The organism is Priestia sp. HNGD-A6, from assembly GCF_045784335.1.
GTDB classification, from domain to species: Bacteria; Bacillota; Bacilli; order Bacillales; family Bacillaceae_H; genus Priestia; species Priestia zanthoxyli.
Genome location: NZ_CP138621.1, coordinates 4,835,829 through 4,858,596 on the forward strand (window position 1 = coordinate 4,835,829; position 22,768 = coordinate 4,858,596).

At 39.0% G+C, this 22,768-nt stretch carries 23 protein-coding genes, 1 pseudogene and 2 riboswitches; of the genes and pseudogenes, 20 read left to right on the forward strand and 4 right to left on the reverse strand.

Annotated elements, in window-relative coordinates:
- Positions 1-103 precede the first annotated feature (103 nt).
- A riboswitch (cyclic di-AMP (ydaO/yuaA leader) is annotated at positions 104-246 on the forward strand.
- A 72-nt stretch (positions 247-318) separates the two neighbouring features.
- From SCI76_RS25170 to SCI76_RS25240, 15 genes are all read left to right on the forward strand, one after another.
- Positions 319-456: a hypothetical protein gene (locus tag SCI76_RS25170; RefSeq protein ID WP_155404449.1), complete on the forward strand. Its 138-nt coding sequence runs from the start codon at positions 319-321 to the stop codon at positions 454-456.
- A gap of 15 nt (positions 457-471) precedes the next feature.
- Positions 472-612: riboswitch (cyclic di-AMP (ydaO/yuaA leader) on the forward strand.
- 297 nt (positions 613-909) lie between these two features.
- Positions 910-990, forward strand: coding sequence for a K(+)-transporting ATPase subunit F (gene kdpF, locus SCI76_RS25175; RefSeq protein ID WP_063611563.1), 81 nt, complete (start codon positions 910-912; stop codon positions 988-990).
- 24 nt (positions 991-1,014) lie between these two features.
- The gene (gene kdpA, locus SCI76_RS25180) at positions 1,015-2,676 is read left to right on the forward strand and encodes a potassium-transporting ATPase subunit KdpA (protein ID WP_168761382.1); all 1,662 of its coding nucleotides are present in this window, start codon (positions 1,015-1,017) and stop codon (positions 2,674-2,676) included.
- Positions 2,677-2,697: 21 nt separating this feature from the next.
- On the forward strand, positions 2,698-4,773 hold the full coding sequence (gene kdpB / locus SCI76_RS25185; RefSeq protein WP_168760981.1) for a potassium-transporting ATPase subunit KdpB: 2,076 nt from the start codon (positions 2,698-2,700) through the stop codon (positions 4,771-4,773).
- A gap of 13 nt (positions 4,774-4,786) precedes the next feature.
- Complete coding sequence (gene kdpC, locus SCI76_RS25190) at positions 4,787-5,353, forward strand: potassium-transporting ATPase subunit KdpC (protein WP_407544672.1); 567 nt, start codon at positions 4,787-4,789, stop codon at positions 5,351-5,353.
- A 53-nt stretch (positions 5,354-5,406) separates the two neighbouring features.
- Entirely contained in the window at positions 5,407-6,555 is a 1,149-nt protein-coding gene (kdpDN, locus tag SCI76_RS25195; protein ID WP_168760979.1) for a KdpD-like non-kinase potassium sensor, read from the forward strand.
- A gap of 29 nt (positions 6,556-6,584) precedes the next feature.
- A complete protein-coding gene (locus tag SCI76_RS25200) occupies positions 6,585-7,019 on the forward strand; it encodes a CBS domain-containing protein (RefSeq protein ID WP_048018991.1) in 435 nt (144 codons plus the stop codon).
- A gap of 254 nt (positions 7,020-7,273) precedes the next feature.
- A complete protein-coding gene (lepB, locus tag SCI76_RS25205; protein WP_028412768.1) occupies positions 7,274-7,828 on the forward strand; it encodes a signal peptidase I in 555 nt (184 codons plus the stop codon).
- Between the two features lie 82 nt (positions 7,829-7,910).
- Positions 7,911-9,014 carry an NADH-dependent flavin oxidoreductase gene (locus tag SCI76_RS25210; protein WP_368078233.1) on the forward strand — a complete coding sequence of 368 codons (1,104 nt, stop codon included), beginning with the start codon at positions 7,911-7,913 and terminating at the stop codon, positions 9,012-9,014.
- A 249-nt stretch (positions 9,015-9,263) separates the two neighbouring features.
- Complete coding sequence (locus tag SCI76_RS25215; protein WP_033580612.1) at positions 9,264-10,151, forward strand: sulfite exporter TauE/SafE family protein; 888 nt, start codon at positions 9,264-9,266, stop codon at positions 10,149-10,151.
- Positions 10,152-10,599: 448 nt separating this feature from the next.
- Entirely contained in the window at positions 10,600-11,061 is a 462-nt protein-coding gene (locus SCI76_RS25220) for a hypothetical protein (RefSeq protein ID WP_033580613.1), read from the forward strand.
- Positions 11,062-11,177: 116 nt separating this feature from the next.
- Positions 11,178-11,636 (forward strand): hypothetical protein, encoded by a 459-nt coding sequence (locus tag SCI76_RS25225; RefSeq protein WP_048018993.1) that lies wholly within the window; start codon positions 11,178-11,180, stop codon positions 11,634-11,636.
- Positions 11,636-11,956, forward strand: a complete 321-nt coding sequence (locus SCI76_RS25230; protein WP_028412772.1) for a hypothetical protein — start codon at positions 11,636-11,638, stop codon at positions 11,954-11,956. The genes SCI76_RS25225 and SCI76_RS25230 overlap by 1 nt, the downstream gene beginning before the upstream one ends.
- The gene (locus SCI76_RS25235) at positions 11,956-13,215 is read left to right on the forward strand and encodes a glutathionylspermidine synthase family protein (protein ID WP_168760977.1); all 1,260 of its coding nucleotides are present in this window, start codon (positions 11,956-11,958) and stop codon (positions 13,213-13,215) included. The genes SCI76_RS25230 and SCI76_RS25235 overlap by 1 nt, the downstream gene beginning before the upstream one ends.
- Before the next feature lie 15 nt (positions 13,216-13,230).
- Complete coding sequence (locus SCI76_RS25240) at positions 13,231-13,647, forward strand: DUF350 domain-containing protein (protein ID WP_033580616.1); 417 nt, start codon at positions 13,231-13,233, stop codon at positions 13,645-13,647.
- An 18-nt stretch (positions 13,648-13,665) separates the two neighbouring features.
- Here the strand turns inward: SCI76_RS25240 and SCI76_RS25245 are convergent, their stop codons facing one another.
- Positions 13,666-13,812 carry a hypothetical protein gene (locus SCI76_RS25245; RefSeq protein WP_165351762.1) on the reverse strand — a complete coding sequence of 49 codons (147 nt, stop codon included), beginning with the start codon at positions 13,810-13,812 and terminating at the stop codon, positions 13,666-13,668.
- A 189-nt stretch (positions 13,813-14,001) separates the two neighbouring features.
- On the opposite strand from SCI76_RS25245, the gene SCI76_RS25250 reads away from it, so the two are divergent.
- A complete protein-coding gene (locus SCI76_RS25250) occupies positions 14,002-14,427 on the forward strand; it encodes a DUF6843 domain-containing protein (RefSeq protein WP_033580617.1) in 426 nt (141 codons plus the stop codon).
- A 41-nt stretch (positions 14,428-14,468) separates the two neighbouring features.
- On the opposite strand, the gene SCI76_RS25255 is transcribed toward SCI76_RS25250, so the two are convergent.
- Complete coding sequence (locus SCI76_RS25255; protein ID WP_028412776.1) at positions 14,469-14,921, reverse strand: hypothetical protein; 453 nt, start codon at positions 14,919-14,921, stop codon at positions 14,469-14,471.
- A 172-nt stretch (positions 14,922-15,093) separates the two neighbouring features.
- On the opposite strand from SCI76_RS25255, the gene SCI76_RS25260 reads away from it, so the two are divergent.
- Entirely contained in the window at positions 15,094-16,431 is a 1,338-nt protein-coding gene (locus SCI76_RS25260) for a sodium-dependent transporter (RefSeq protein ID WP_014459442.1), read from the forward strand.
- Positions 16,432-16,734: 303 nt separating this feature from the next.
- Positions 16,735-17,136: a hypothetical protein gene (locus SCI76_RS25265; RefSeq protein ID WP_224980258.1), complete on the forward strand. Its 402-nt coding sequence runs from the start codon at positions 16,735-16,737 to the stop codon at positions 17,134-17,136.
- Between the two features lie 217 nt (positions 17,137-17,353).
- Here the strand turns inward: SCI76_RS25265 and SCI76_RS25270 are convergent.
- A pseudogene (locus SCI76_RS25270) lies at positions 17,354-18,878 on the reverse strand (catalase); the annotation flags it as partial.
- Positions 18,879-19,331: 453 nt separating this feature from the next.
- On the opposite strand from SCI76_RS25270, the gene SCI76_RS25275 reads away from it, so the two are divergent.
- Together SCI76_RS25275 and SCI76_RS25280 are read left to right on the forward strand one after the other, a co-directional pair.
- On the forward strand, positions 19,332-20,507 hold the full coding sequence (locus SCI76_RS25275; RefSeq protein WP_063247720.1) for a peptidoglycan-binding protein: 1,176 nt from the start codon (positions 19,332-19,334) through the stop codon (positions 20,505-20,507).
- Positions 20,508-20,631: 124 nt separating this feature from the next.
- The gene (locus SCI76_RS25280) at positions 20,632-20,946 is read left to right on the forward strand and encodes an MTH1187 family thiamine-binding protein (RefSeq protein WP_013057706.1); all 315 of its coding nucleotides are present in this window, start codon (positions 20,632-20,634) and stop codon (positions 20,944-20,946) included.
- A 64-nt stretch (positions 20,947-21,010) separates the two neighbouring features.
- Here the strand turns inward: SCI76_RS25280 and SCI76_RS25285 are convergent, their stop codons facing one another.
- Positions 21,011-22,594: a PucR family transcriptional regulator gene (locus SCI76_RS25285; RefSeq protein ID WP_028412781.1), complete on the reverse strand. Its 1,584-nt coding sequence runs from the start codon at positions 22,592-22,594 to the stop codon at positions 21,011-21,013.
- Positions 22,595-22,768: the final 174 nt, after the last annotated feature.

The window sequence follows — 22,768 nt, forward strand, 5'->3', positions numbered from 1 at the left end:
TTAAAATAATGAATAAATATAGAAAAATAAAGCTTTTAAAATTTCAAAAAATGTTGTTGACAGTAAATTTTAACAGGAGTAAGATTACTCTCATGAAACGTTCCACTGTGAAACGCTGAGTCTTTTCTGAAAGAGAAGGAAAGAGCGGAGGACCCAATTATCAGGGGTGAATCTCTTAATTGAGTAGGGTTACTTTCTTGACCCGAACCCGTCAGCTAACTTCGTAAGCGTTAAGAGAGAGGATGGTGTAATCGTGGTCGTTTTCTATAACAGCGGATAGTACGCTCCTTTCAAAATATAGGTGAAAGGAGCGTCAGGATGCATTTATCTAAGCAAATGATTCAAATGATTGAATATCGGGCCATGTGCGATCAGCAATCTTTTGATCTAGCAAACCGCTATTTGTCTACGTTAGTTAATCAAAGTTTTAAACGCAGCAGTAAAAACTATTATTAAGTCTAAAAATTAAATAACAAAGATACGCTTAATCAATTATGAGCGGGGGACCCAATATTTTGTACGTATGTACTAGGGGTGAATCTCTTAACTGAGTAGGGTTACTTCCATAACCCGAATCCGACAGCTAACTCCGTAAGCGTTTTGGGAGTAAAAAATTCGTGTCAATCACGGCTTATTTGTCGTGCATTAAACCGCGGAAGAGAACTCTCTTCTGCGGTTTTTTAGTGGAAAAAAATAGCATCACGTCTCGCCTTTAGCTTTCTTGGACGTGATGGTTTATGTAAAGCAATAGTTACTAAGCTTAGAAGCTATCATTTTTGTTAGGAAACAGTTAGGAGGGAGCAACTTGGATATGATCATGCTTGGAACGCTTGCCATATTAACAGCTGCTATGTACGGAATTATTTGCTGGTCGTCTCATGTAGTAGACGAAAGAGAGGAGAAGTGAACATGTCGTTCATTTTGTTAGGTATTTCAGTTCTCGTTTTAATTTATTTAGTATATGTACTGTTAAATCCAGAACAATTTTAATAAGCGGAGGAATAAAACGTGGGGATTTTTCTACTATCAGTTGCGCTGCTGCTTGTTTTTGTAGCGCTTATTGCAAAGCGCGTAGGTATTTATATAGCGAATGTGTTTTCAAACGACAAAAACACTAGCTTGGTAGGAAAGATAGAAACAGTTATGTTTAAAGCAGCAGGAATTAAAGGGCTTAATCAGACGTGGAAGCAATATGCATTTGCTCTTGTTTTGGCGAATACGTTTATGATTTTTGTGGTGTACCTTATCTTCCGGTTTCAAGGGGTACTGCCGTTTAACCCAAGCCACATCAAAGGAATGGATCCGGCACTTGCTTTTAACACGGCCATTAGTTTTATGACAAATACGAACTTGCAGCACTACAGCGGCGAATCAGGTTTGTCCTATTTCTCGCAGATGGCCGCCATTGTATTTATGATGTTTGCTGCACCAGCAACGGCACTTGCAGTAGCAATCGCTTTTATTCGTGGGCTAGCAGGGAAGGAAATGGGAAACTTTTTTGTTGATTTTGTAAAGTCAATTACGCGTATTTTACTTCCTATCGCTTTTATAACAGGCATTTTATTTGCGTTTTTAGGTGTCCCTCAAACGTTAAGCGGGACTGTGACTGCCCATACATTAGAAGGAGCAACGCAGCAAATAGCAAGGGGACCAGTTGCTTCTTTTCTTTCAATCAAAGAGCTAGGAAACAACGGAGGGGGATTTTTTGGTGTCAATTCAGCTCATCCATTTGAAAATCCTAACGCGTTGAGCAATGTATTACAAATCGTCCTTATGCTGTTATTGCCAACAGCACTTCCTTTCACATACGGAAAAATGATCGGACAGCGTAAGCAAGGCCGCATCTTGTTTGTAGCGATGAGTATGCTGTTTATCGTTATTTTAAGCACAGCGTTTGTAACAGAGTGGGGAGGCAATCCAAGACTTGGTGCTTTTCATCTAAATGAAGCGAACGGTTATATGGAAGGGAAAGAAGTCCGTTTTGGTGTCGGCATGTCGACGCTTTACGCCATCGTGACGACAGCAAGTGAAACAGGTGCAGTCAACACCATGCACGATACCCTGACGCCTCTTACCGGGTTATTAACGCTTGGAAATATGATGTTAAATACCGTATTTGGCGGTGTCGGAGCAGGATTTATGAATGTTATGATGTACGTCATCATTGCCGTATTTTTATCAGGTTTAATGGTTGGAAGAACACCAGAATACGTAGGTAAAAAAATTGAAGGAAAAGAAATGAAACTCATTGCCGTGACGCTTATTCTGCAGCCGCTGCTAATTTTAGGAGGAACAGCCGTAGCGCTCACTACTCATTTAGGAATGGAAGGTATATCAAACCCTGGCTTTCACGGCTTAAGTCAGGCACTGTATGAATTTACGTCGTCAGCAGCAAACAATGGGTCCGGTTTTGAAGGACTCGGTGACGCAACGCCGTTTTGGAACATTTCTACGGGAATTGTTATGTATATTGGACGCTACTTCGGACTAATTACAATGCTGGCGGTATCGAGCTCACTAGCATCTAAGCAGCTTGTTCCCGAAACACCTGGAACATTTAAAACGGATACGTCTTTATTTAGCGGCATTTTAATTGGAACTACCGTTATTGTAGGAGCACTTACGTTTTTCCCCGTGCTTGTGCTTGGGCCGGTTGCTGAGTATTTAACACTGTAATCAAGAAAGCGGAGGATCATAATGAATAAACGGAATTTTGCAAATAATATTGAATTGGATCGCAACAGTCATATTCAAGGTTCTGTAGATAAACAAGCTTCATCGATTTTTATTCAATCAGTAAAGCAGGCGTTTATCAAGCTCAGCCCAAGAACGATGATAAAAAACCCTATCATGTTCGTAGTAGAAATCGGGTTTATAATTACGCTTTTTTTAGCCGTTGTTCCGGACCTTTTCGGAGAAAGTACAGTAAGCACAGGATTTAATGTTGCCGTATCTCTCGTGTTATTTTTCACCATTGTTTTTGCTAATTTTGCAGAAGCATTAGCAGAAGGACGAGGAAAAGCACAGGCAAACTCATTAAAGAAATCGAAAGGCGATATTACAGCTAATCAGCTTCAAAACGGGCAAATGATACAAGTTCCGGCATCGCAACTAAAAAAAGGAGACATCGTCGTCGTTTCACAAGGCGAAATGATTCCTGGAGATGGAGAAATTATTAAAGGACTGGCGTCTGTTGATGAATCGGCCATTACGGGGGAATCGGCACCTGTTATGAAAGAAGCAGGCGGGGATTTTAACTCTGTAACGGGAGGTACAAGAGTTGTCAGCGATGAAATTACAATTAAAATTACGTGTGAGCAAGGTGAATCATTTTTAGATAAAATGATTTCGCTTGTTGAAGGAGCAGAGCGTCAAAAAACGCCAAATGAAATTGCGCTAAACACGGTTTTGACAAGTTTGACGATTATTTTTTTACTAGTTGTTGTGACGCTTCCTGTCTTTACAAACTATTTACATTTTCAACTCGACACGGCTATTTTAATTTCACTGCTCGTCTGCCTTATTCCTACGACGATTGGAGGATTATTATCGGCCATTGGAATTGCTGGAATGGATCGAGTCACGCAGTTTAACGTGATTGCTATGTCAGGAAAAGCAGTAGAAGCAGCTGGTGACATCAATACAATTATTTTAGATAAAACCGGCACCATTACGTTTGGAAACCGAATGGCTCATCAATTAACGACTGTAGAAGGCGTAGACGAACGTGAACTGTACAAATGGGCGTTTGTTTCTTCTCTTTACGACGAAACACCAGAAGGACGCTCAGTGGTTGATTTTATCCAAACTCGCATGGGAGTAGAAGACCTTAGAAAAACGCAGGGAACGTTTGTAGAATTCAAAGCTGAAACGCGAATGAGCGGCATTGACTTACAGAATGTATCTGTACGAAAAGGGGCAGTGGACGCCGTCACGGCATGGGTAGAGTCAAATGGCGGGATAATTCCCTCTGATTTACAGCAAAAAGCAAACGAAATTGCAGGAGCTGGTGGCACGCCGCTTGCCGTCGCCGCTGATAATAAAATTTACGGTTTGATTTATTTAAAAGACACGGTAAAACCAGGAATGAAAGAACGCTTTGATGAACTTCGTAAAATGGGTATTAAAACAGTCATGTGTACAGGAGATAATCCTTTAACCGCAGCAACCATTGCAAAAGAAGCGGGAGTAGATGAATTTATTGCGGAATGCAAGCCAGAAGACAAGATTCAAGTGATTAAATACGAACAGCAGCAAGGCAAGCTAGTTGCGATGACAGGTGACGGGACAAACGATGCCCCTGCACTTGCTCAAGCTGATGTTGGCTTAGCAATGAACAGCGGAACTTCAGCTGCCAAAGAAGCAGCAAATATGGTGGATTTAGATTCTGATCCTACTAAAATTATTGAAGTCGTATCAATTGGAAAACAGCTATTAATGACAAGGGGTGCCTTAACTACATTCAGCATCGCAAACGATATTGCTAAGTATTTCGCGATTATTCCAGCGATGTTTACCTTGGCGATTCCGCAAATGGAGGCTCTTAACGTAATGAAGCTGAATTCACCACTATCTGCGGTGTTGTCAGCGCTCATTTTTAATGCGGTCATTATCCCGCTTCTAATTCCCTTAGCCATGAAGGGAATTGCCTATAAGCCGATGAGTTCTAACGCACTGCTGCGAAAAAATTTGTTCATTTACGGATTAGGTGGGGTATTAGTTCCATTCATTGGGATTAAAGCGATTGACTTATTACTTTCATTTGTGATGTAGAGGAGAAGAAACGATGATACAAACAGAACGAACGGGAAGCATTATTGTTCGCTTAACAATTATGATGATGATACTTTGTGGTCTTATTTATCCTGTTGTGATGACAGGTATTGCTCAAACAGCTGTTCCAAGTAAAGCAAACGGCAGCCTAATCTATTCAAACAAGCATCAAGTTATCGGTTCTAAGCTGATTGGGCAGCAGTTTACAAGCAATGCATTTTTTCACGGCAGAGTCTCTAGTATTGATTATAACGGGGCAGGATCTGGGTCGTTGAATTTAGCACCTTCAAATAAAGATCTTACGAATCGTATCGAGAAATCCGTAGCGGCGTGGAAAAAAGAAAACGAAGTGCCCAAAGAAGGAATTCCAATTGATGCCGTCACAAATTCGGCTTCTGGACTCGATCCTGACATTACGCCACAAGCTGGATATGCACAAGTAGAGCGTGTGGCAAAAGCCACACATATTAAAGCCAACACGCTAAAACAGTTAATCAAAGAACATACTCAGCAAGGGGCTTTTAGTGAAAAACGAGTAAATGTAGTAGAGCTAAATTTAGCTGTTCAACGAGAGCGCTAATTACATGCACTCGCTTCATGTACTGAAGCGAGTGTGATAAAGGGGCACAAACAATGAAAGAAAAAGAAGCTCATCCATACTTTCGAAGAAAAACTCCGGAAGAACTATTGCGTGAACTTCATAATCAGAAGCGCGGAAAGCTTAAACTTTACATCGGTGCCGCGCCGGGAGTAGGAAAGACGTATAAAATGCTTCAAGATGCGCACGATTTAGTCAAAGAAGGCATAGATGTCGTAGTTGGATATGTAGAAACACACGGCAGGGATGAGACTAAAGAGATGATTGGAAATCTAGAAGTAATCCAAAGAGAAACCATTTTTTATAAAGGAAAAGAATTACAAGAGCTTGATTTGCTGGCGATTGTAAGAAGGCGCCCAAAAGTTGTAATTATCGATGAACTTGCTCACACAAATGTTCCGACAAGCCGCCATAAAAAACGTTTTGAAGATGTTTCTTACCTGCTCAACCAAGGTATTTCAGTTATGTCAGCAATGAACATTCAGCATATGGAAAGCGTACATGACCTCGTATATGCTGTTACCCAAGTAAAAGTTCGTGAAACGGTGCCAGATTTATTTATTCAGCAAGCAGATGAAATTCAGCTTGTCGACGTTACGCCGGAACAGCTGCAAAAGCGGCTTCGTGAAGGGAAAATATACGAAGTCCATAAAATTGAACAAAGCCTGCAGTCGTTTTTTAAGCTTGCGAATCTCCATGCCCTTCGTGAATTAACGCTCAGAGAAATAGCGGATGAAGTGGACGGCAAGCTGATTCATGCGCATGAAATTGGCGTAACAGGTATTTGTGAACGCATTTTAGTCTGCATTCAATACAGTGAAACAGCTGAAAAATTAATTCGGCGAGGCTGGAGAATGGCGAACCGATTGAAAGCAGATTTACTGCTGCTGCATGTTTTTACAGGCGAGCAAACTGAAAGGCAAAAAGCCCAAATCAAACACTGGCAGGCATTCGCTGACCGTTTTCACGCATCGTTAATTGTTGAAGAAGCTAAAAAGCAAAAACCAGCTGCAGTGATTGTGAATGTAGCCAAGCATTATCGCGTTACTCAAATCTTACTAGGGCAATCAGCAAGGACAAGGTGGGAAGAGATTCGAAAAGGCTCTATTGTGAATACGATTATGAGACAGACTCATAACATCGACATTCATATTGTTTCAGATTCAGCAAAGCAACAACAATAAAATGCATATATAATAAAAGGAGAATATGAGTGAATATTGCGTTCTTTTTGCTCCCTAAAAAAGAAGTCGTTACACTATCGACACAGTCAACGATCCGTCAAGCATTGGAGAAAATGGAGTATCATCGCTACTCTTCTGTACCGCTCATTAACCATAAAGGAGAATATGTAGGGACTTTGGCAGAAGGAGACTTGTTATGGAAGCTAAAAAGCCTAGAACATATAGAACTCCATGAGTTAGAACACCTACGAATTGAGGAGGTTCCAAGACATCGCGATTACGAAGCTATCACCATTAACGATGAAATGGAAAGTATTTTGTCACGCGCGTCTGAACAAAATTTTGTGCCAGTTGTAGATGATCAAAACATTTTTATTGGACTCGTGCGGCGAAGAGAGATTATAGAGTATTGCATCTCCCAACTTTTTATACATGGAGAAACGCCTTTAAATGTGAAGATTTAGTTAAGTTTGCGTAAAAAACATAATTTTTACATAAAAGGTAGTCTCTTTTTATATAATTAATGTTATAATAAGAGATGTAAAGACGAAACTTGCGTAATGTAAGCCTCTAACATTTGTTAGAGGTTCTTTTTTTACATAACATAAAACATTTGATTTCAGTTCTTTCTATGGTTAAGTTAGAATAAGTGTTAAAGTAAGAGGTTTCTTGCTTTTTTACATAAGAAAAGTGAGCTGTACAAAGGAGACAAAGCATATTGACTACGGAAAAAACAAAAAGCGATCAATTACGCAGCATATTCAAAACTATTATCTTCGCTATCGCTCTAGTATTTATGATTCGCGCATTTTTATTTTCTCCGTATATTGTAGAAGGTGCTTCAATGAACCCAACGCTGCATAACGGAGAGCGGTTGTTTGTGAATAAACTGTCGTATTCGCTCCATGATATTCGCCGCGGAGATATTGTGATTATTAAAGATGAGGCTAAGAATAAGCATTATGTAAAAAGAGTAATCGGTCTGCCAGGTGAAAAAATCGAAATGAAAAAAGATCAGCTTTATATTGATGATAAAAAAGTAAGTGAACCTTATTTAAAAACGAATCGTCAAATTGCCAACAACATGGATATGGAGCTTACGGGAGATTTTGAACCCGTACAAATACCTAAAAACGAAGTATTTGTAATGGGTGACAACCGTCTGTACAGTATGGATAGCCGCAACGGTCTAGGTCTTATTGATGAAAAACGAATTGTCGGAAAAAGCGAATTTGTATTTTATCCGGTCAAAAAAATAAGAAAAACAACGTAAAAAGAAATGCCGATAAAGGTATTTCTTTTTTTATGCCTATGTCTACTCCGCTTATAGATGGGCAAGCTAAGGGAAAAAAGGTGTGAATCAATTGAAGACGGCCTATGAAAAGTTATTTAAACATTTTAAATTTGTTGATGCTCTTGAGATGAAAAACCGATTAGCAATGGGACCTATACTCACATACGCTTCACGAGAAAACGGGGAAATATCCGATATCGATCTGACTTTTTACGAAAAACGAGTAGGGGGCGTCAGTACGGTAATTATCGGCCCCGCGTTTATCACAGAAAATGGCCAAGTAGCACATGGTCAAATCGGAATTCATCGTGATCAGGTCATACGAAAGCTTCATCAACTAACCCAAATGATTCATAGAAGAGGAGCTAAAGCGATTCTTCAACTATCGCACGGGGGAAGAAAGTGCGTAGAAATGGAAAGTAAGTGGCAAGCAATTAGCCCTAGTGAAAAGCCTCACAAACGTAAAGGAAAAAAGCCTGTTCAAATGACCGAGCGCGATATAACTTATATTGTTCAAGCGTTTGGCGAAGCTACCACAAGAGCTATGGAAGCAGGATTTGATGGAGTGGAAATTGACGGAGGAAATGAATGTTTACTGCAGCAGTTTACGTCAAGGCAAGCCAATGAACGAAGTGATTCTTATGGAGGAAGCGCAGAAAACCGCTTCACTTTTGCACTTGAAGTTATTCGTGAAGTGACGCGTCGAGCAGCACATGCGGGCAAACCATTTATTGTGGGATATACATTAGCGCCCAAAGAAAAAGGCTATTTAGGAAATAAAGTGGAAGATACATTTGAGTGGATTGATCGTCTTGTTCATACAGAAATTGATTATTTACATATCAGTGCTTTGCATGAACCTACCTCAAAAAGGGAAGAAAATCCTTCACTGCTTTCTTCGATCATTAAGCATGTCAATTACCGGGTCCCTCTTGTGGGTACAGGAGGACTTACGGCAACGGAAGTCGCAGAAGCTTTTGAGCAAGGTCTGGCTTTAATTACGATTGAACAAGCGTTAGTCGTACAGCCAGATTGGGTAGAAAAAGTGATAAATAGCGATGAGCCTACTTCTATGGATGTGACGTCATTAGATAAAGATGTGAGTTTACCACCTGAAGTGCTAGCTCACTGGCAAGACATGCATAAAAATGACCGCCCTTATTAAGTGAGCGGTCGTTTTTATGTTGTTGACTTAACAAGAAGAATTTTATTTTACTGATACTATAACCAAGCAGCATACATAGACTAAAAGAAAAACTAAAAACACAGTTGACTTCTAGGAATAATTAGAATTACAATATAAACAACTTATTTATAAAACGGACAGCTGATCGGACATACCGAAGGCTTCTAGCAAACAACTGTTGGAGGCCTTTTTGTGCTCTCTAACAGAAGATTAAAGTGGAGGGACAACATGAAAAAGTTAATTACGTTTGCACTTATTGGCTTTTTAGCTCAGTTAATTGACGGATCACTTGGAATGGCGTACGGGGTGACATCAACTACCCTACTTTTAACGTTTGGAATTGCACCAGCTGTGGCTTCGGCATCTGTTCACTTGGCAGAAGTTGTAACAACAGCAGCGTCTGGTGTTTCACATATTAAATTTGGCAACGTAGATAAATCGATGGTTTTAAAACTGATTATTCCTGGTTCCATCGGGGCTTTTGTAGGAGCCTGCTTTCTAAGTAATTTACCTGGAGATGCAGTAAGACCTTACGTTTCAACATTCTTATTGCTCCTAGGAGTTTATGTGTTATTTCGCTTTTTATTTACGTTTAAAACAAACGAAGAAAAGAGCACCAAACCTTTATCGACGAAGCAGTCCATTCCGTTAGGATTAATTGCTGGATTTGCTGATGCTACAGGAGGAGGCGGCTGGGGGCCGATTGCAACGCCTGTATTGCTAGCTAAAAAAGGCACAACAGCACGGAAAGTCGTTGGAACCGTTGATACAAGTGAATTTGCTATTGCCGTCTCGGCTACACTTGGCTTTTTAATTTCTCTTGGCTGGGAGCAGGTAAACTGGTTCTGGGTAGGCGCTCTTATGATTGGCGGAATTATCGCGGCTCCGATTGCTGCATGGTTTGTTCGTATTATCCCGGCTCACTTGCTTGGTTCGCTTGTTGGTGGGTTTATCATTTTAACAAATGCTCGAACACTCTTAAATACATGGGTATCAAGCAGCTCAACGCAGATAGCTGTATACGCATTTATCCTTATTGTATGGGCAGCAGCAATCGTTTACTCATTTTTACAAGGGAAAAAATATAATCAAAATCGAAACGTAGAAGTTTCGTAATAAAAGGATGGAATAAAAATAGCTTAGTTAAAGGAAAAACTGAACGCATTTGATTCTTGATGGAGAATCAAATGCGTTCAGTTTTTTTAGGGTTAGGGTACATGTAGGTTTCATGTATGTAAGTGCTTCTAGCTGTTGACTAGAGGGCAAGGCGAAGTCTCCTGCGAGAAAAGCGGAACAGATGAGACCCGACAGGAGCGGCCGCCCTCGGAAAGCGAAGCCTTACACGGAAGTCAACAACGGTGTAACAAGGGAGCATACTAGCGTATTTATCTCATGTTCGTCTTTAGATTGGGATGATTTTGTTATGTCTCAATCTCTTTTAGTAAAATAGACGAGCGTAGATATTTTTTTTACGTCTTATGATACAATAGACGAGTTCATTCATGAGTGGGAATACTTTCTAACACATATAAAATTCATTGAATCGTCGAGGTGTGAAGAGTAAGTGGTCTATTTTATTTTAGTATTAGTAGCAGCTATCGAAGTAATTGTCTTGTTGATTAATCGACCTGTATTTGCAAACATTCCGTATGTGCAAGTATATATTGTTCCTTTGTTAATAGTAATTGTCATAACGATGTTACTTTCGCGAAATCCAAAGAGGTTTATGCGGTGGTTTAAACAAGGGCTTATTACGATTTCAGTCGTTGTACTTGTATTCGTACCGGTTCTCTATGCCAAAAATCTCCCGCTGTATGGTTATAATGAAGCAAAAAAAATGCTTGCGCAAAGAGAACAGCTCTTGCTAAGTCAGTTCCAAAAAGGAAAATACGTATATCCAGCAAAAGACAGCCCTAAAAAATACAGGTATCTATTCAAAGTTCATCGTGGAAACGGCATGCTTGAATATGTATTCGACCCATACACAGGCGGTTATGAAGTTGTGACAGATGTGATAAAAAAATAAAGGTTTAGCTTATTTAAAGCTAAGCCTTTTTATATGAGAAAAAATTGAAACTTTTTGAAAATCTGTGCGTATTTACTAAAGAGCGTTCACAAAAAAGTCACAAAAGGAGTTGCACAATGGCAAAATTAGAATACCGACTGCTAAAGCCTGATGATACGTTTGTATCTATTTATCACTATCAGTCTATTGAACTTGAACAAATTTTAGCAAGAAGAGAATGCGAATTTTTTGTTAAAGAAGGAATAACGTATAAACAAACTTCATCTGCAGTCGAAGATGATATACATATTATTTATGTGAAAGAACATGAACATGGACCGAAAGAGCAAGCAGAAGGTGATCACAGAGAGATTACGTTAGAAGTCCGCGAACTGAATTCTCTTCAAGGACATCCGATTTTATTCGCCTCTTCATTTTATACGCATTTGGACGTATTAAGCTATATCGGAACTGTTTATACGTACTATAATGGATTGGAATGGGAAAGAGACTCTGCGGAAATTGATGAAGACCGCAGCGTATACAGTTTATATGTAACAAAAACAGGCGTAACGTATGAAAGGGGAAAGGCTTAATGTCAAAAACAAAAAAAATGATGGCGGGGGTTTTGACCACTGCTTTAATGACATCGCTCGTTGCCTGTGGTTCAACTGATCAGGCAAGACCAGCTAAACCGAAAGATAAATCGTGCGACAAGTGGAAATGGGATGAAGATACGAAAACGTACTACTGTTCAGATTCTTCTTCTTCACACAGCGGTTCATATTATCACGGAGGGCGCTACTACGGGTCTAAAAAACAGCTGACCTCATCATCGTCCTATAAATCATTTAAATCAAGCAGCTCGTATAAATCTGGAATCGGGAGCGGCTCTAAAGGCGGTTTTGGCGGGTAATGCATAAAGAAAAGCGAGAAATGTTTTATAAAGAAATTCAAGATTTTTGGTATGACTTATATGGAACAGAGTATGCTCTTTATGACGTCCATATGGAGTCTTCTCACATCATTCATTCTATTAAAGAAGCAGCAAATCAAATCGGGGAACTATTTTTTAAAACGGCACCTTTACTTCGTTCATTAGATGATCAGACGCTTCTTTCTTTAGGATTTCCAAAAGCCAGTTTACCGTACCTGCGACTGAAAACGATGGAAACAGAAAGTGTTATTTCACGCCTTGATTTTGCTGTTACGGCTGATCAAATCAAGCTTTTAGAACTAAACGCGGATACGCCTACATTCATCAAAGAATTATTTCATGTAAATGAGTTAGTCTGTCGGCATTTTCAGGTTCAAAACCCTAATAAGCTTGAAGAAAAAAAGCTTGCTTTAGCATTAAAACACGCCATTTTTGAAGCTTATAACGAGCTCGATAGAACGAACTATCCAAACGTCGTTTTTTCTTCTCATGATACACATGAAGAAGATAAGCTAACGACTCTTTATTTAATGAAGCTAGCCGATGTAGATGCTACATACGTTCCGTTATCGCAGCTTCGAATTGTCCCTGCCTCTACAGTTGAAGAAGGTGAACATATAGAAGCGGGCGTGTATGATCAACATGGACAAAAAATAGACGTACTCTATCGCCAAACGTATCCGCTTGAACATTTAATTGAAGATGAAGATCCGAGTACGCATGAAAAAGTCGGACACATGCTTTTAACATTGGCACAGCAAAAACAGGTAGCCATAATCAATCCGCCTTCTGCATTTTTACTGCAGTCTAAAGCCGTGCAAGCACTCATTTGGGCTTTGCATGAACAACATCATCCTTTCTTCACTAAAGAAGAGCATCACATTATTGAAACATACTTTTTACCAACGTATTTAGAAGAAGATCCATTTATTGAAAGAAAACAAGCATTTGTGAAGAAACCATCGTTTGGTCGTGAGGGAGATACCGTTGAAATTTATAATGAAGACGGAATCAAAATAGACGAAGATCAGCATAAGACATATCAAGAATACACGGCTGTATATCAACAGTTTATTCCTTTGCCAACTGCAAAAATGAAGACGAAAACGAAAACAGTAGAGGCTCATATCATGTACGGGTGCTTTTTATTAAATGGAAAAGCAAGCGCAGTAGGAATTCGAGCTGGAAATCAAATTACAGATAACGAATCGTATTATTTGCCGATTGGATTAAAATGAAAAGGGGAACTAAAAATGACACAATGGATTGATTGGGCTAGTATAGGGAGTTTTTTATCTCACGTAGCGGTAGGATTAGGGCTATTATTTATCGGAGTAATCGTATTTGAATTAACAACAAAATTTAATGATCGTGAACTTATAAAAAAAGGAAATGTCGCAGTCGCTTTGAAGTTATGGGGAAAAGGAATTGGGCTTGCTATTGTCATTTTCACTGTGTGGAGCAACAGCTTAAATTTGGTAGATGCAACTCTTTGGGGAGTAGTAGGTATCATTACTCAAGTAGTGACATATTGGATTATTGAATTTATTATGACGCCTAAAACGAGCCTAGCCAAAAAAGTAGAAGAAGGAAATGTAGCGGTTGGAGTAACTCTTTTTGCAGCATCGATAGCCGTTGGCCTTATTGTCGCTGGAAGCTTAACATATTAAAAGAAGGCGATTCCTGTTTTACGGGGAATCGCTTTTTTTATGTCCAGATTGCTCGTGTTCACTTAGTAATAATATACGTGTATTTTCACGGTCGGCACGAACAATTTTTTGCTGTGTGTAAAGCGGAATGACAAAGAGCAAAATAAATAAAAAAACATAGCTCATTTTTGTTATCCTCCCATGTAAATTGTAAACGCCTGCTAATAGTGTGTGACAAACAATACGTAAATATAGCATATTTGACTGGATAAACTGGGAAAAATTGAGGGGTGCAAAAAGAATATAATCTTACCTTCAACAAAAACTAAAAGCAGTATAGAGACACGTCTTTTATTAAGAAAGGAGTTGGGAAAAGTGAAAAGGTGGCTCATTTTGTTTTTATTGATCGTAATCGCATCTGGATGTGGACGTCCAGATGAAACGTCTCAACCGAGCATTTTCCTTATACCAGAAGGGTACAAAGGATGGGTTATGGTCGAATATGATAAAGATAACGGAAATCCTAGCAAGACAGAAGGAGACTACACTGTATTTAAAGTAAACGAGCAGGGAGTCGGGAAAACCAAAACGCTTTTAAGCGGCGGCGGCTGGGCAAGAAATAAATATTTCTATGTAAATAAAAATGGAGAGCGAAAGCAATTGAAGCAAGGGAAGATGATTCATGGCACGACTCAAGGTAACAAAAATCATACGGTAACCTACTTTTTCGTCGGCACCGCAAAAGAGTTCGACAAGGCCGGGGACTATCGAAGAAAACTTACCGAAGAAAGTTCTTCGTAAAAAAGAAACGCTGCCTCTTTGGCAACGTTTCTTTTCTATCTTCATTTGAATGTGCAAAAGACGGTGTCTTTTAAACGTTGAATTTCGTTTAGTGCTTCTTCCTGCTTATGAATTACCCAATCTGGCAATGAGTGTTCAACCGACAGCTCGTCGAAACAAGCCCCGCATGTTTTAACTTCAATATAAGATTCAATATATTGAAGGTGATCTAAGTTATAAGCCCAAAGTCGACGTTCAGGGCAGATTGTTTCCAAGTAAAGCGGAAGCTGAAAAAAAGGATCTACTGCTTCAGAAAGTTCTAACGGTCCTTGGCCCTCAGCGCTGATGACGTCTAGATAACCACAGTGAGGACACGTGCATGAGTGCGTTGACCCGCTCAATTTTTTATCCAGTTTTACAACTCGCGCACATAGTTCGCAGTTTGGACATTTTACTAAGATAAAGTCAAGGAACTTATCTAAAAATTGCTGCTGTATTACTTGTTGATTTGTCATTTTTTGTACCTCTAACTGTCAAACTTTTTTTAGTTACGAAAATAAATAATGAAACCTACATACTATTCATAACACATGATGGGGGTTAAAACAACAAAAACCCTTTTCGACAGCAGGGTTGTGTGATATAGTATGACAAATCAGAATAAATAAAGAAAAATGGTGAGAAAACATGAGTCAAAACGAACAATGGACATCAAAACTCGGCTTTATCTTGGCATCCGCCGGTTCAGCAATTGGAATCGGAGCCATTTGGAAACTTCCTTATGTAGCCGGAACAAGCGGAGGAGGGGCCTTTTTTTTACTGTTTATCTTGTTTACAGCAATTATTGGTTTGCCGCTTTTGCTTGCTGAATTTGTACTAGGTAGACATACACAAAAAGAAGCAATTCGTGCTTATGATGCAGTTGCTCCCGGTTCTCTTTGGAAAGGAATCGGGTATTTAGGCGTGATTACATGCTTCATTTTATTATCTTTCTATAGTGTAGTAGGAGGATGGATTTTACAATATATTTTTGCAAGCGTCACGGGTCAGCTGAATGGAGTAAGTGACTACGGGAGTTTATTTAACTCCACCATTGCTAATCCGACAAGTGCTGTTATCTCTCAATTTGTTTTTCTTCTTTTAACAATTGTTGTAGTAGCAAGAGGTATTCAAAATGGTATTGAAAAAGCAAACAAAATTTTAATGCCTGCTCTCTTTATTTTATTTATTATTATTATTATTCGTTCTTTAACATTAGACGGAGCGATGGAAGGCGTATCTTTCTTTTTGTATCCAGATTTTTCAAAGCTTACCTCCCAAACCATTTTGTTTGCAATGGGACAAGCATTCTTTTCGCTTAGCGTAGGCGTTTCGGTTATGGTTACGTACAGTTCGTATCTGTCTAAACAGCAAAACTTGCCAAAATCGGCTATTTCAATTTCAGCGTTAAATATTTTGATTTCTTTACTAGCAGGTTTGGCAATTTTCCCTGCAGTCTTTTCAATGGGCGTAAAGCCGACGGAAGGACCAGGTCTTTTATTTATTGTATTGCCTTCTATTTTTGAACAGCTTCCGTTCGGAATTGTGTTTCAAACTTTCTTTTTGGCGCTGTTTTTATTTGCTACTTTAACATCTGCGTTTTCGATGTTAGAAATTATTGTTGCTTCATTAGCCAAAGGAGAGCAGCATAAGCGCATAAAGCTATCTTGGATTTCGGGCTTACTAATCTTTGTGGTAGGAATACCTTCAGCACTATCGTATGGTTTATTAAGTGACGTATCGATCTTTGGAAAAAGCATCTTTGACGCTTTTGATTTTCTTGTAAGTAATATCCTTATGCCTCTCGGTGCTCTTTTAATTGCCATCTTTGTTCCTTGGAAGATGAAAAAAGATGTGTTAATTGAAGAGTTTAAGCATGGTTCGACGAATGTGAAGCGCTGGTTCTCTTTATGGCTTCTTGCTATTCGATACATCGCACCTGTTTTAATTATCATTGTATTTATTAATATGCTAGGCTTTATCTAACGAAAAAACGCTGTTAAAACGCTTGGTTTTAACAGCGTTTTTTTGGAGGAAAAGGAGGAGTATGATGCTTGATTTCTTGTACGATATGTTTGTAGGAGCAGGGGTATTTATTTTATTATTCGTTCTTTTGCTAGTAGCGAGAACGTCGGGGAAACGCAAGAAATAGGCGGGTATAATTCCCAGTGTAAAAACCTCAAAAAAGACTAACACCACAGAATTAAACTATGATAATATATTATCCTATGAGCATAACCAATGCTCACATATGTTGTGATGAAGCGTTTTTTAGAAAGAGGGATCATCTTGAGTGGAGAAGTTCTTGTCAAGATTTTATCTCAAGCGTATGAACAAAAAAAGACATTACCAATCGTCTCATTCTCGTCTTTTTTTGAACAAAAAAAGGTGGGCTTTCGTTTAAATAACGATGTGTCCGCTGATATCATCTACCATACGCTTACATGTATTCAGAGAAAAACGTGTGTCCAAGATGTGTTAGTGGAAGTACTAAAAGTTGATAGTCCAAACAATGACGGGGCATTTTCTGATTGTGTATATATTTTAGCAAATGGTACAAACCAGCAAGTGAAAGAATGGGTTCAACCCTTACATCCTAAAAGAGTTACACAAGGATATCAGCACGGGACACCCATTGATGCGCCACAGTTAAAAAATGACTACCACGTGTTTGCCGTTACTTGGTCATAAGCGTTTAACCCAAAAAACATCCTGCTGTCGCTGCAGGATGTTTTTTGTTAATAAGGACGGGCGTCTTTTCCTTTTTCATTAGCTTCTTCTACCGCATCAGCAGCTTTGTTGCTTCCTAACGGTGAACCGCCTTCTTTTGGCAATTTCCCATATGTAGGAGTCATTTCTGCTCCCATTTCAATTTCTAAAGAACCATCATCATGCATGAGAAGACCGATACCATTAGCTACTCGATTGCCGTAGTCAAAATCACATTGAGTTAAAAGCTCAATCATCTTTGTTTGAACGGTATGGTGACAGCACTTTAAACCGTCTACTAAGTTTTGAATAAGCTCATCACGTTCCCAGTCTTCTAATAAACGATAGCGTTCACCAGCTTGCTTAAAGTCATTTGTACGGTCAATTTTTTCTTTTTTTACATTCCCTTCAACATAAGGCTGATGAGGTTTTGGATGGTCATGCGCTTCTTGAAGACCTCCAAGAGAAGAGGGCTCATAATTCACATGCGGGTTCTGACCAGGAGCTGCATCTACATGATAGGCCATTTGACCATCTCGTTGATTTGTTGCTACATGTTTTTTCGGCGCGTTAATAGGCAGTTGCAAGTAGTTTGTTCCCACACGGTGACGCTGCGTGTCGGAATAAGAAAACGTTCTTCCTTGCAGCATTTTATCATCAGAAAAATCTAGCCCATCCACAAGCACACCCGTACCAAATGCGACTTGCTCCGTTTCAGCAAAAACGTTGCTTGGATTTTTATCTAGGACCATTTTACCTACTGGAAGAAATGGAAACTGGTCTTCCGGCCAAATTTTCGTGTCATCAAGAGGATCGAAATCTAGTTCGGAATGCTCTCCGTCTTCCATGACTTGCATACAAAGTTCCCACTCAGGGTAGTTGCCGCTCTCGATCGCTTCATACAAGTCTTGAGTAGCGTGACTGATATTTTTAGCCTGAATTTCTTCTGCTTGTTTTTGGGTCAAATTTTTAATTCCTTGTTTTGGTTCCCAATGGTATTTAACAAGAAAGGCATCGCCATCTTTGTTTACCCACTTATATGTATTAACACCGGAACCTTGCATTTGCCGATAGTTAGCAGGTATTCCCCAAGGTGAAAATAAAAAAGTAATCATATGCATAGCCTCAGGTGTATGAGAAATAAAATCAAAAATACGCTCGGTATCTTGACGGTTTGTCACAGGATCGGGCTTAAAAGCATGAATCAAGTCAGGGAATTTAATAGCATCGCGAATAAAAAATATTTTAAGGTTATTTCCTACTAAGTCCCAGTTCCCGTCTTCTGTATAGAACTTTACAGCAAATCCCCTTGGGTCTCGCATCGTTTCTGGAGAGTCCTTTCCATGAGTTACGGTAGAAAATCTGACAAAAACGGGCGTCTGTTTGCCTGCTCCTGAAAAAACTTTTGCGCGGGTGTATTTTTCAACGGGCTCGTCACCAAGTTTTCCGTAAGTTTCAAAATATCCATGAGCTCCCGTTCCTCGGGCATGAACAACACGTTCCGGTATACGTTCACGATCAAAATGCGAAAGTTTTTCAATCAGCTGGTAATTTTCAAGAGTAGCAGGTCCTCTGTTGCCTACCGTTCGAGAATTTTGGTTATCACGAATGGGGTGACCTTGACGCGTCGTAAGCGTCTGCTCGTTCTCTCCGTTTGCATAGCGTTTGTCTTCCGAGTCACCTGATCCGCTAACATTTGTACCATGAATGCCTTTATGGCTCATAAAATAATCCTCCTTATTTAAAACATAACCAAGACTATTTTTTTCAGCACGCGCTTTTTTATTCATTAATATGGAAATAATATAAATTTTTAGAAGAAAAGCTGTTTTGCTGAAGAGGGGAACAAATCCACTAAACGAATAATTTTAAAAAAAGTTTCATATTTCAAAAAAAAATAAATTGTTTTTTTTGAAATATAAAGATAATGTTACGGGTGATTTTTTACCTATTATTAGTGTAGGAAAAGGAATAATATTGGAATATATTAGCTTTTTTGTCGAACTTATTAAGTGTTAAACGACAATAAACTACGACAATATACACCATACGGCTGCGCTACTGTCGTTTCCTGTAACATAAATGTAATATTAGTGATGTTATTTTGTAATAATGTGTTGTTACAATGTAAACGTCTTATAGATTAGTAGATTATGGCATTGGAGGAACCTTTTTTTATGAAAAAGTTGATATATTCGTTAGCGTTATGTGGATCTTTAACAGTAGTACCTACAATTAGTGAAGCTGCTTTAGGAGATGCTACGCTGCACCCAGGAACAAGTAATTCAGATGTGAAAGAATTACAGCAAAAATTAAAAAACAAAGGTTATTTTACATACGGTACAACAACAAACTATTACGGTTCAATCACGACTAGCGCAGTAAAATCGTTTCAGCGCGCAAATGGTTTATCAGCAGATGGTATTGCAGGTCCATCTACATTTAATAAACTGCTAGGAAGCGGAAGCTCATCAAGTTCATCAGTTAGCTCAAGCTCATTGCTGCGCGTTGGTTCAACAGGACCAAACGTACAATCTTTACAGCAACAGCTAAAGAATAAAGGCTATTTTAAAGGAACTACAACTCAATACTTCGGTTCAATTACAAAGAATGCAGTAATGGCATTTCAACGTGCAAATGGACTGTCTGTGGATGGAATTGCAGGTCCAGCTACGTTAAGTAAATTAAAAAATGGGGGTTCTAGCGCTTCAACTGGCGGTTCTAGCTCTAGCAGCTCAACTATTTTACGTCAAGGTATGAAAGGTTCAGCAGTAAGCAGCCTTCAGCAAAAACTAAAAAATAAAGGTTACTTCTCAGCTGGTGTAACAGGATACTTTGGCTCAATTACAACAAGTGCAGTAAAATCATTTCAGCGTGCAAATGGTTTATTAGTAGACGGAGAAGCGGGTCCGGATACGCTAAATAAATTAAACTCAAGCAGCTCTAGCAGCTCAAAACCTTCAACATCAACAGGAAGCAGCACAAGCTCAAGCTCAGCTTCAAAAGTTATTTCATACGGTAAACGTTTTATGGGAACACCTTATGTTTGGGGCGGAGCTGCGCCTGGAGGATTTGATTGCAGTGGTTACCTTAACTATGTATATCGCAATGCAGTAGGTGTAAGTCTTCCTCGTACAGTTGCTAGTATCTATCAAACTGGTACGCGTGTAAGTTCACCTCAGCCTGGAGATATCGTTTTCTTTGAAACGTACCAACCAGGAGCTAGCCATGCTGGAATTTATATCGGAAACGGTCAATTCATGCATGCAGGTTCTTCAACAGGCGTAACAATCACATCATTAAGCAACTCTTACTGGTCAAAACGTTACTTAGGAGCAAAGCGTTACCTATAAGAGTGTAACAAAAAGGAGTAGTTGCATAACTATTCCTTTTTTCTATGCACCGTAAACGTAAAAGTAGGAAATTTTTGTGTCGTTTGGTATGATAATTGGAGAATAAACAAAAGGAGTGTATAACATGGCTATTGTAGATGTAACCATTATTCCGGTAGGTACGGAAACGCCGAGCGTGAGTCAGTACGTAGCTGATATTCAAAAAGTGCTGGCCAAGCATGAAGATGAAATTACATATCAATTAACCCCTATGAATACATTGATTGAAGGGGAATTAAGCACGCTGCTAAAAATTGTTCAAGAGATGCATGAAGTACCTTTTGAAAATGGTATTCAGCGCGTGTGTACAAATTTACGAATTGATGATCGCCGTGATAAAGAAAATCATACGATGGCTGGGAAATTACAATCAGTACAGTCTAAATTAAAAGCGAAATAAATAATATGCACTACAATAAAAAACGCTTGAGTATCTACTCAGGCGTTTTTTATTGTAGTTATACTTAATTGGCATGCACAAGAGAAAAAATTTGAAAAGCTACGCGCAGCCGAAGGGTTTCCTCTGACGTGTGAATAGGTCTTTTTAGTAACTCTTCGCATTTTTCGATTCGATAGATTACCGTGTTCCGGTGAACGAATAACTGCTTAGCAGTCTCTGAGATTTGGCAATTGGAATTTAGATATGTTTCAAGCGTGTCAAGTAAGATGGAGCGATCTTTCTTATCGTACTGCAGCAAACCTTCTAATGTTTGAGAATAGTAATCCTGTAAATCGTTTGCTGGAAGCAACCTCAGCAGCTCTTTGAACTGTTTTGGCTGATAAAATTGAATAAGCTTTGACTGATCTTTAAAATGGATGGTTTCAAGAGCTTCAACAGCTTCTTTATATGAGTCAGCGATTGTAAGTAGGGATTGGCTTTGGTTTCCAATTCCAAATGACATTCGCTTATCATAGTGACGGTAAACAGCTTCCTGCAAGCGATGCAAGCATTCTATAATCATAGGTTGAGAATGAGGTGTAAACAAGAGAATGTAAAGATTGTCATAGAAAAACAAAACGGCCTCTGTAGGACCTGCTGATAACTCATATTGAAGGAGCTCATAGATCATATCATCATCGCTGTAAGGCGTGAATGTAGAATGAATTTTCCCAACGGCGCAAATATAGCTGTTTCCTGCTGATAAGCCCATCATCTGTGCTTGAAAGGAAGCATCCTCAGGCGTTTTATAATAATTGTTAACAAGCTGATTGAAAAAATCGTTTTTTCGTCGCCGTTCAGCTTCATACAAAGCCTGCTGTCTCATCATTTCGAAGGATAAAACGTTTGTCGCTTGTTCAATCGTTAGGAGCGCTGAATCGGATAAAGAAACTTGGTGTTCAATAAATAAATAACTGTACTTTCTTGTATGAGTAGCAATCGGAAAAAGCGTAACGGTTTTTTTTGTGTTCAAAAAGGAAAAGGTTGTATATTTTGACGTTCGTAAAAACAGCTGCTTAGCGCCCGCTACCGCTTCTTCCATTGGGAGCGAAAAAGGTTCGCGTTTGTTTGTGTAAAAGAGTTCATGGCCATGGGTATCAAAAAGGGCAACGTGAGCATTGCATAACGTTTGAATGGATTGCATAATTTTCTCAATGCCTTTTCCTTGTAAGATGTAGGAGGAAAATAGCTGATGTGTGACCATCGCTTGCTGAAGCTCGGCTGTTTTTTTATCTAAAATAAAGCTGAGAGATTCATTAATAACCGCGCCTAACGTTTCGTCCGTTTGGAAATCAATGATTGGAAAGTGAAGTTCATCAGCTAGCTGACAAATAGAAACAGGCACGTGTTCGAAAAAACGCTTCGTTTTTATGGCCAATCCTGCACATTTCTTTTTAGCCATTCCTTCTACAAGTTTTGCTAAGCTTTCTTCATGTTCTTTGAAGTGATAACCCGTTGTAATTAAAAATTCTCCTTCTTTTAAAAAAGATAAAATATCGGGTGCGTCCATCATATTGACGTTATGTACTTTGCGGGTGACCCCTTTTTGTCCGGCTACTACAGATGCTTTCTCATAAATCGGGATGCGTAAAAGAGTTTGTAGTTCCATTATTCATTACTCCTTTTGTTAAAAATTCTCACATTTCCCTGCGCGTATTTTTATCTACCTTCTATTTTATAAGAAAGTTTAGTTAAAATAAATAAAATTTTCAGAAAAAAATGTATAAATTGTTAATGAAGAAGTTTATTTAATTCTGTAAGATAAAATAAATAACATATAACG

Excerpts from the sequence above, each read along its gene's own strand:
- kdpB (WP_168760981.1), top strand. The coding sequence starts at position 2,698 with ATGAATAAACGGAATTTTGCAAATAATATTGAATTGGATCGCAACAGT.
- SCI76_RS25235 (WP_168760977.1), top strand. The coding sequence starts at position 11,956 with ATGCATAAAGAAAAGCGAGAAATGTTTTATAAAGAAATTCAAGATTTT.
- SCI76_RS25260 (WP_014459442.1), top strand. The coding sequence starts at position 15,094 with ATGAGTCAAAACGAACAATGGACATCAAAACTCGGCTTTATCTTGGCA.
- kdpDN (WP_168760979.1), top strand. The coding sequence starts at position 5,407 with ATGAAAGAAAAAGAAGCTCATCCATACTTTCGAAGAAAAACTCCGGAA.
- kdpC (WP_407544672.1), top strand. The coding sequence starts at position 4,787 with ATGATACAAACAGAACGAACGGGAAGCATTATTGTTCGCTTAACAATT.
- SCI76_RS25245 (WP_165351762.1), bottom strand. The coding sequence starts at position 13,812 with ATGAGCTATGTTTTTTTATTTATTTTGCTCTTTGTCATTCCGCTTTAC.
- SCI76_RS25280 (WP_013057706.1), top strand. The coding sequence starts at position 20,632 with ATGGCTATTGTAGATGTAACCATTATTCCGGTAGGTACGGAAACGCCG.
- SCI76_RS25215 (WP_033580612.1), top strand. The coding sequence starts at position 9,264 with ATGAAAAAGTTAATTACGTTTGCACTTATTGGCTTTTTAGCTCAGTTA.
- SCI76_RS25240 (WP_033580616.1), top strand. The coding sequence starts at position 13,231 with ATGACACAATGGATTGATTGGGCTAGTATAGGGAGTTTTTTATCTCAC.
- SCI76_RS25255 (WP_028412776.1), bottom strand. The coding sequence starts at position 14,921 with ATGACAAATCAACAAGTAATACAGCAGCAATTTTTAGATAAGTTCCTT.
- SCI76_RS25275 (WP_063247720.1), top strand. The coding sequence starts at position 19,332 with ATGAAAAAGTTGATATATTCGTTAGCGTTATGTGGATCTTTAACAGTA.
- SCI76_RS25230 (WP_028412772.1), top strand. The coding sequence starts at position 11,636 with ATGTCAAAAACAAAAAAAATGATGGCGGGGGTTTTGACCACTGCTTTA.
- kdpF (WP_063611563.1), top strand. The coding sequence starts at position 910 with ATGTCGTTCATTTTGTTAGGTATTTCAGTTCTCGTTTTAATTTATTTA.
- SCI76_RS25225 (WP_048018993.1), top strand. The coding sequence starts at position 11,178 with ATGGCAAAATTAGAATACCGACTGCTAAAGCCTGATGATACGTTTGTA.
- SCI76_RS25170 (WP_155404449.1), top strand. The coding sequence starts at position 319 with ATGCATTTATCTAAGCAAATGATTCAAATGATTGAATATCGGGCCATG.
- SCI76_RS25285 (WP_028412781.1), bottom strand. The coding sequence starts at position 22,594 with ATGGAACTACAAACTCTTTTACGCATCCCGATTTATGAGAAAGCATCT.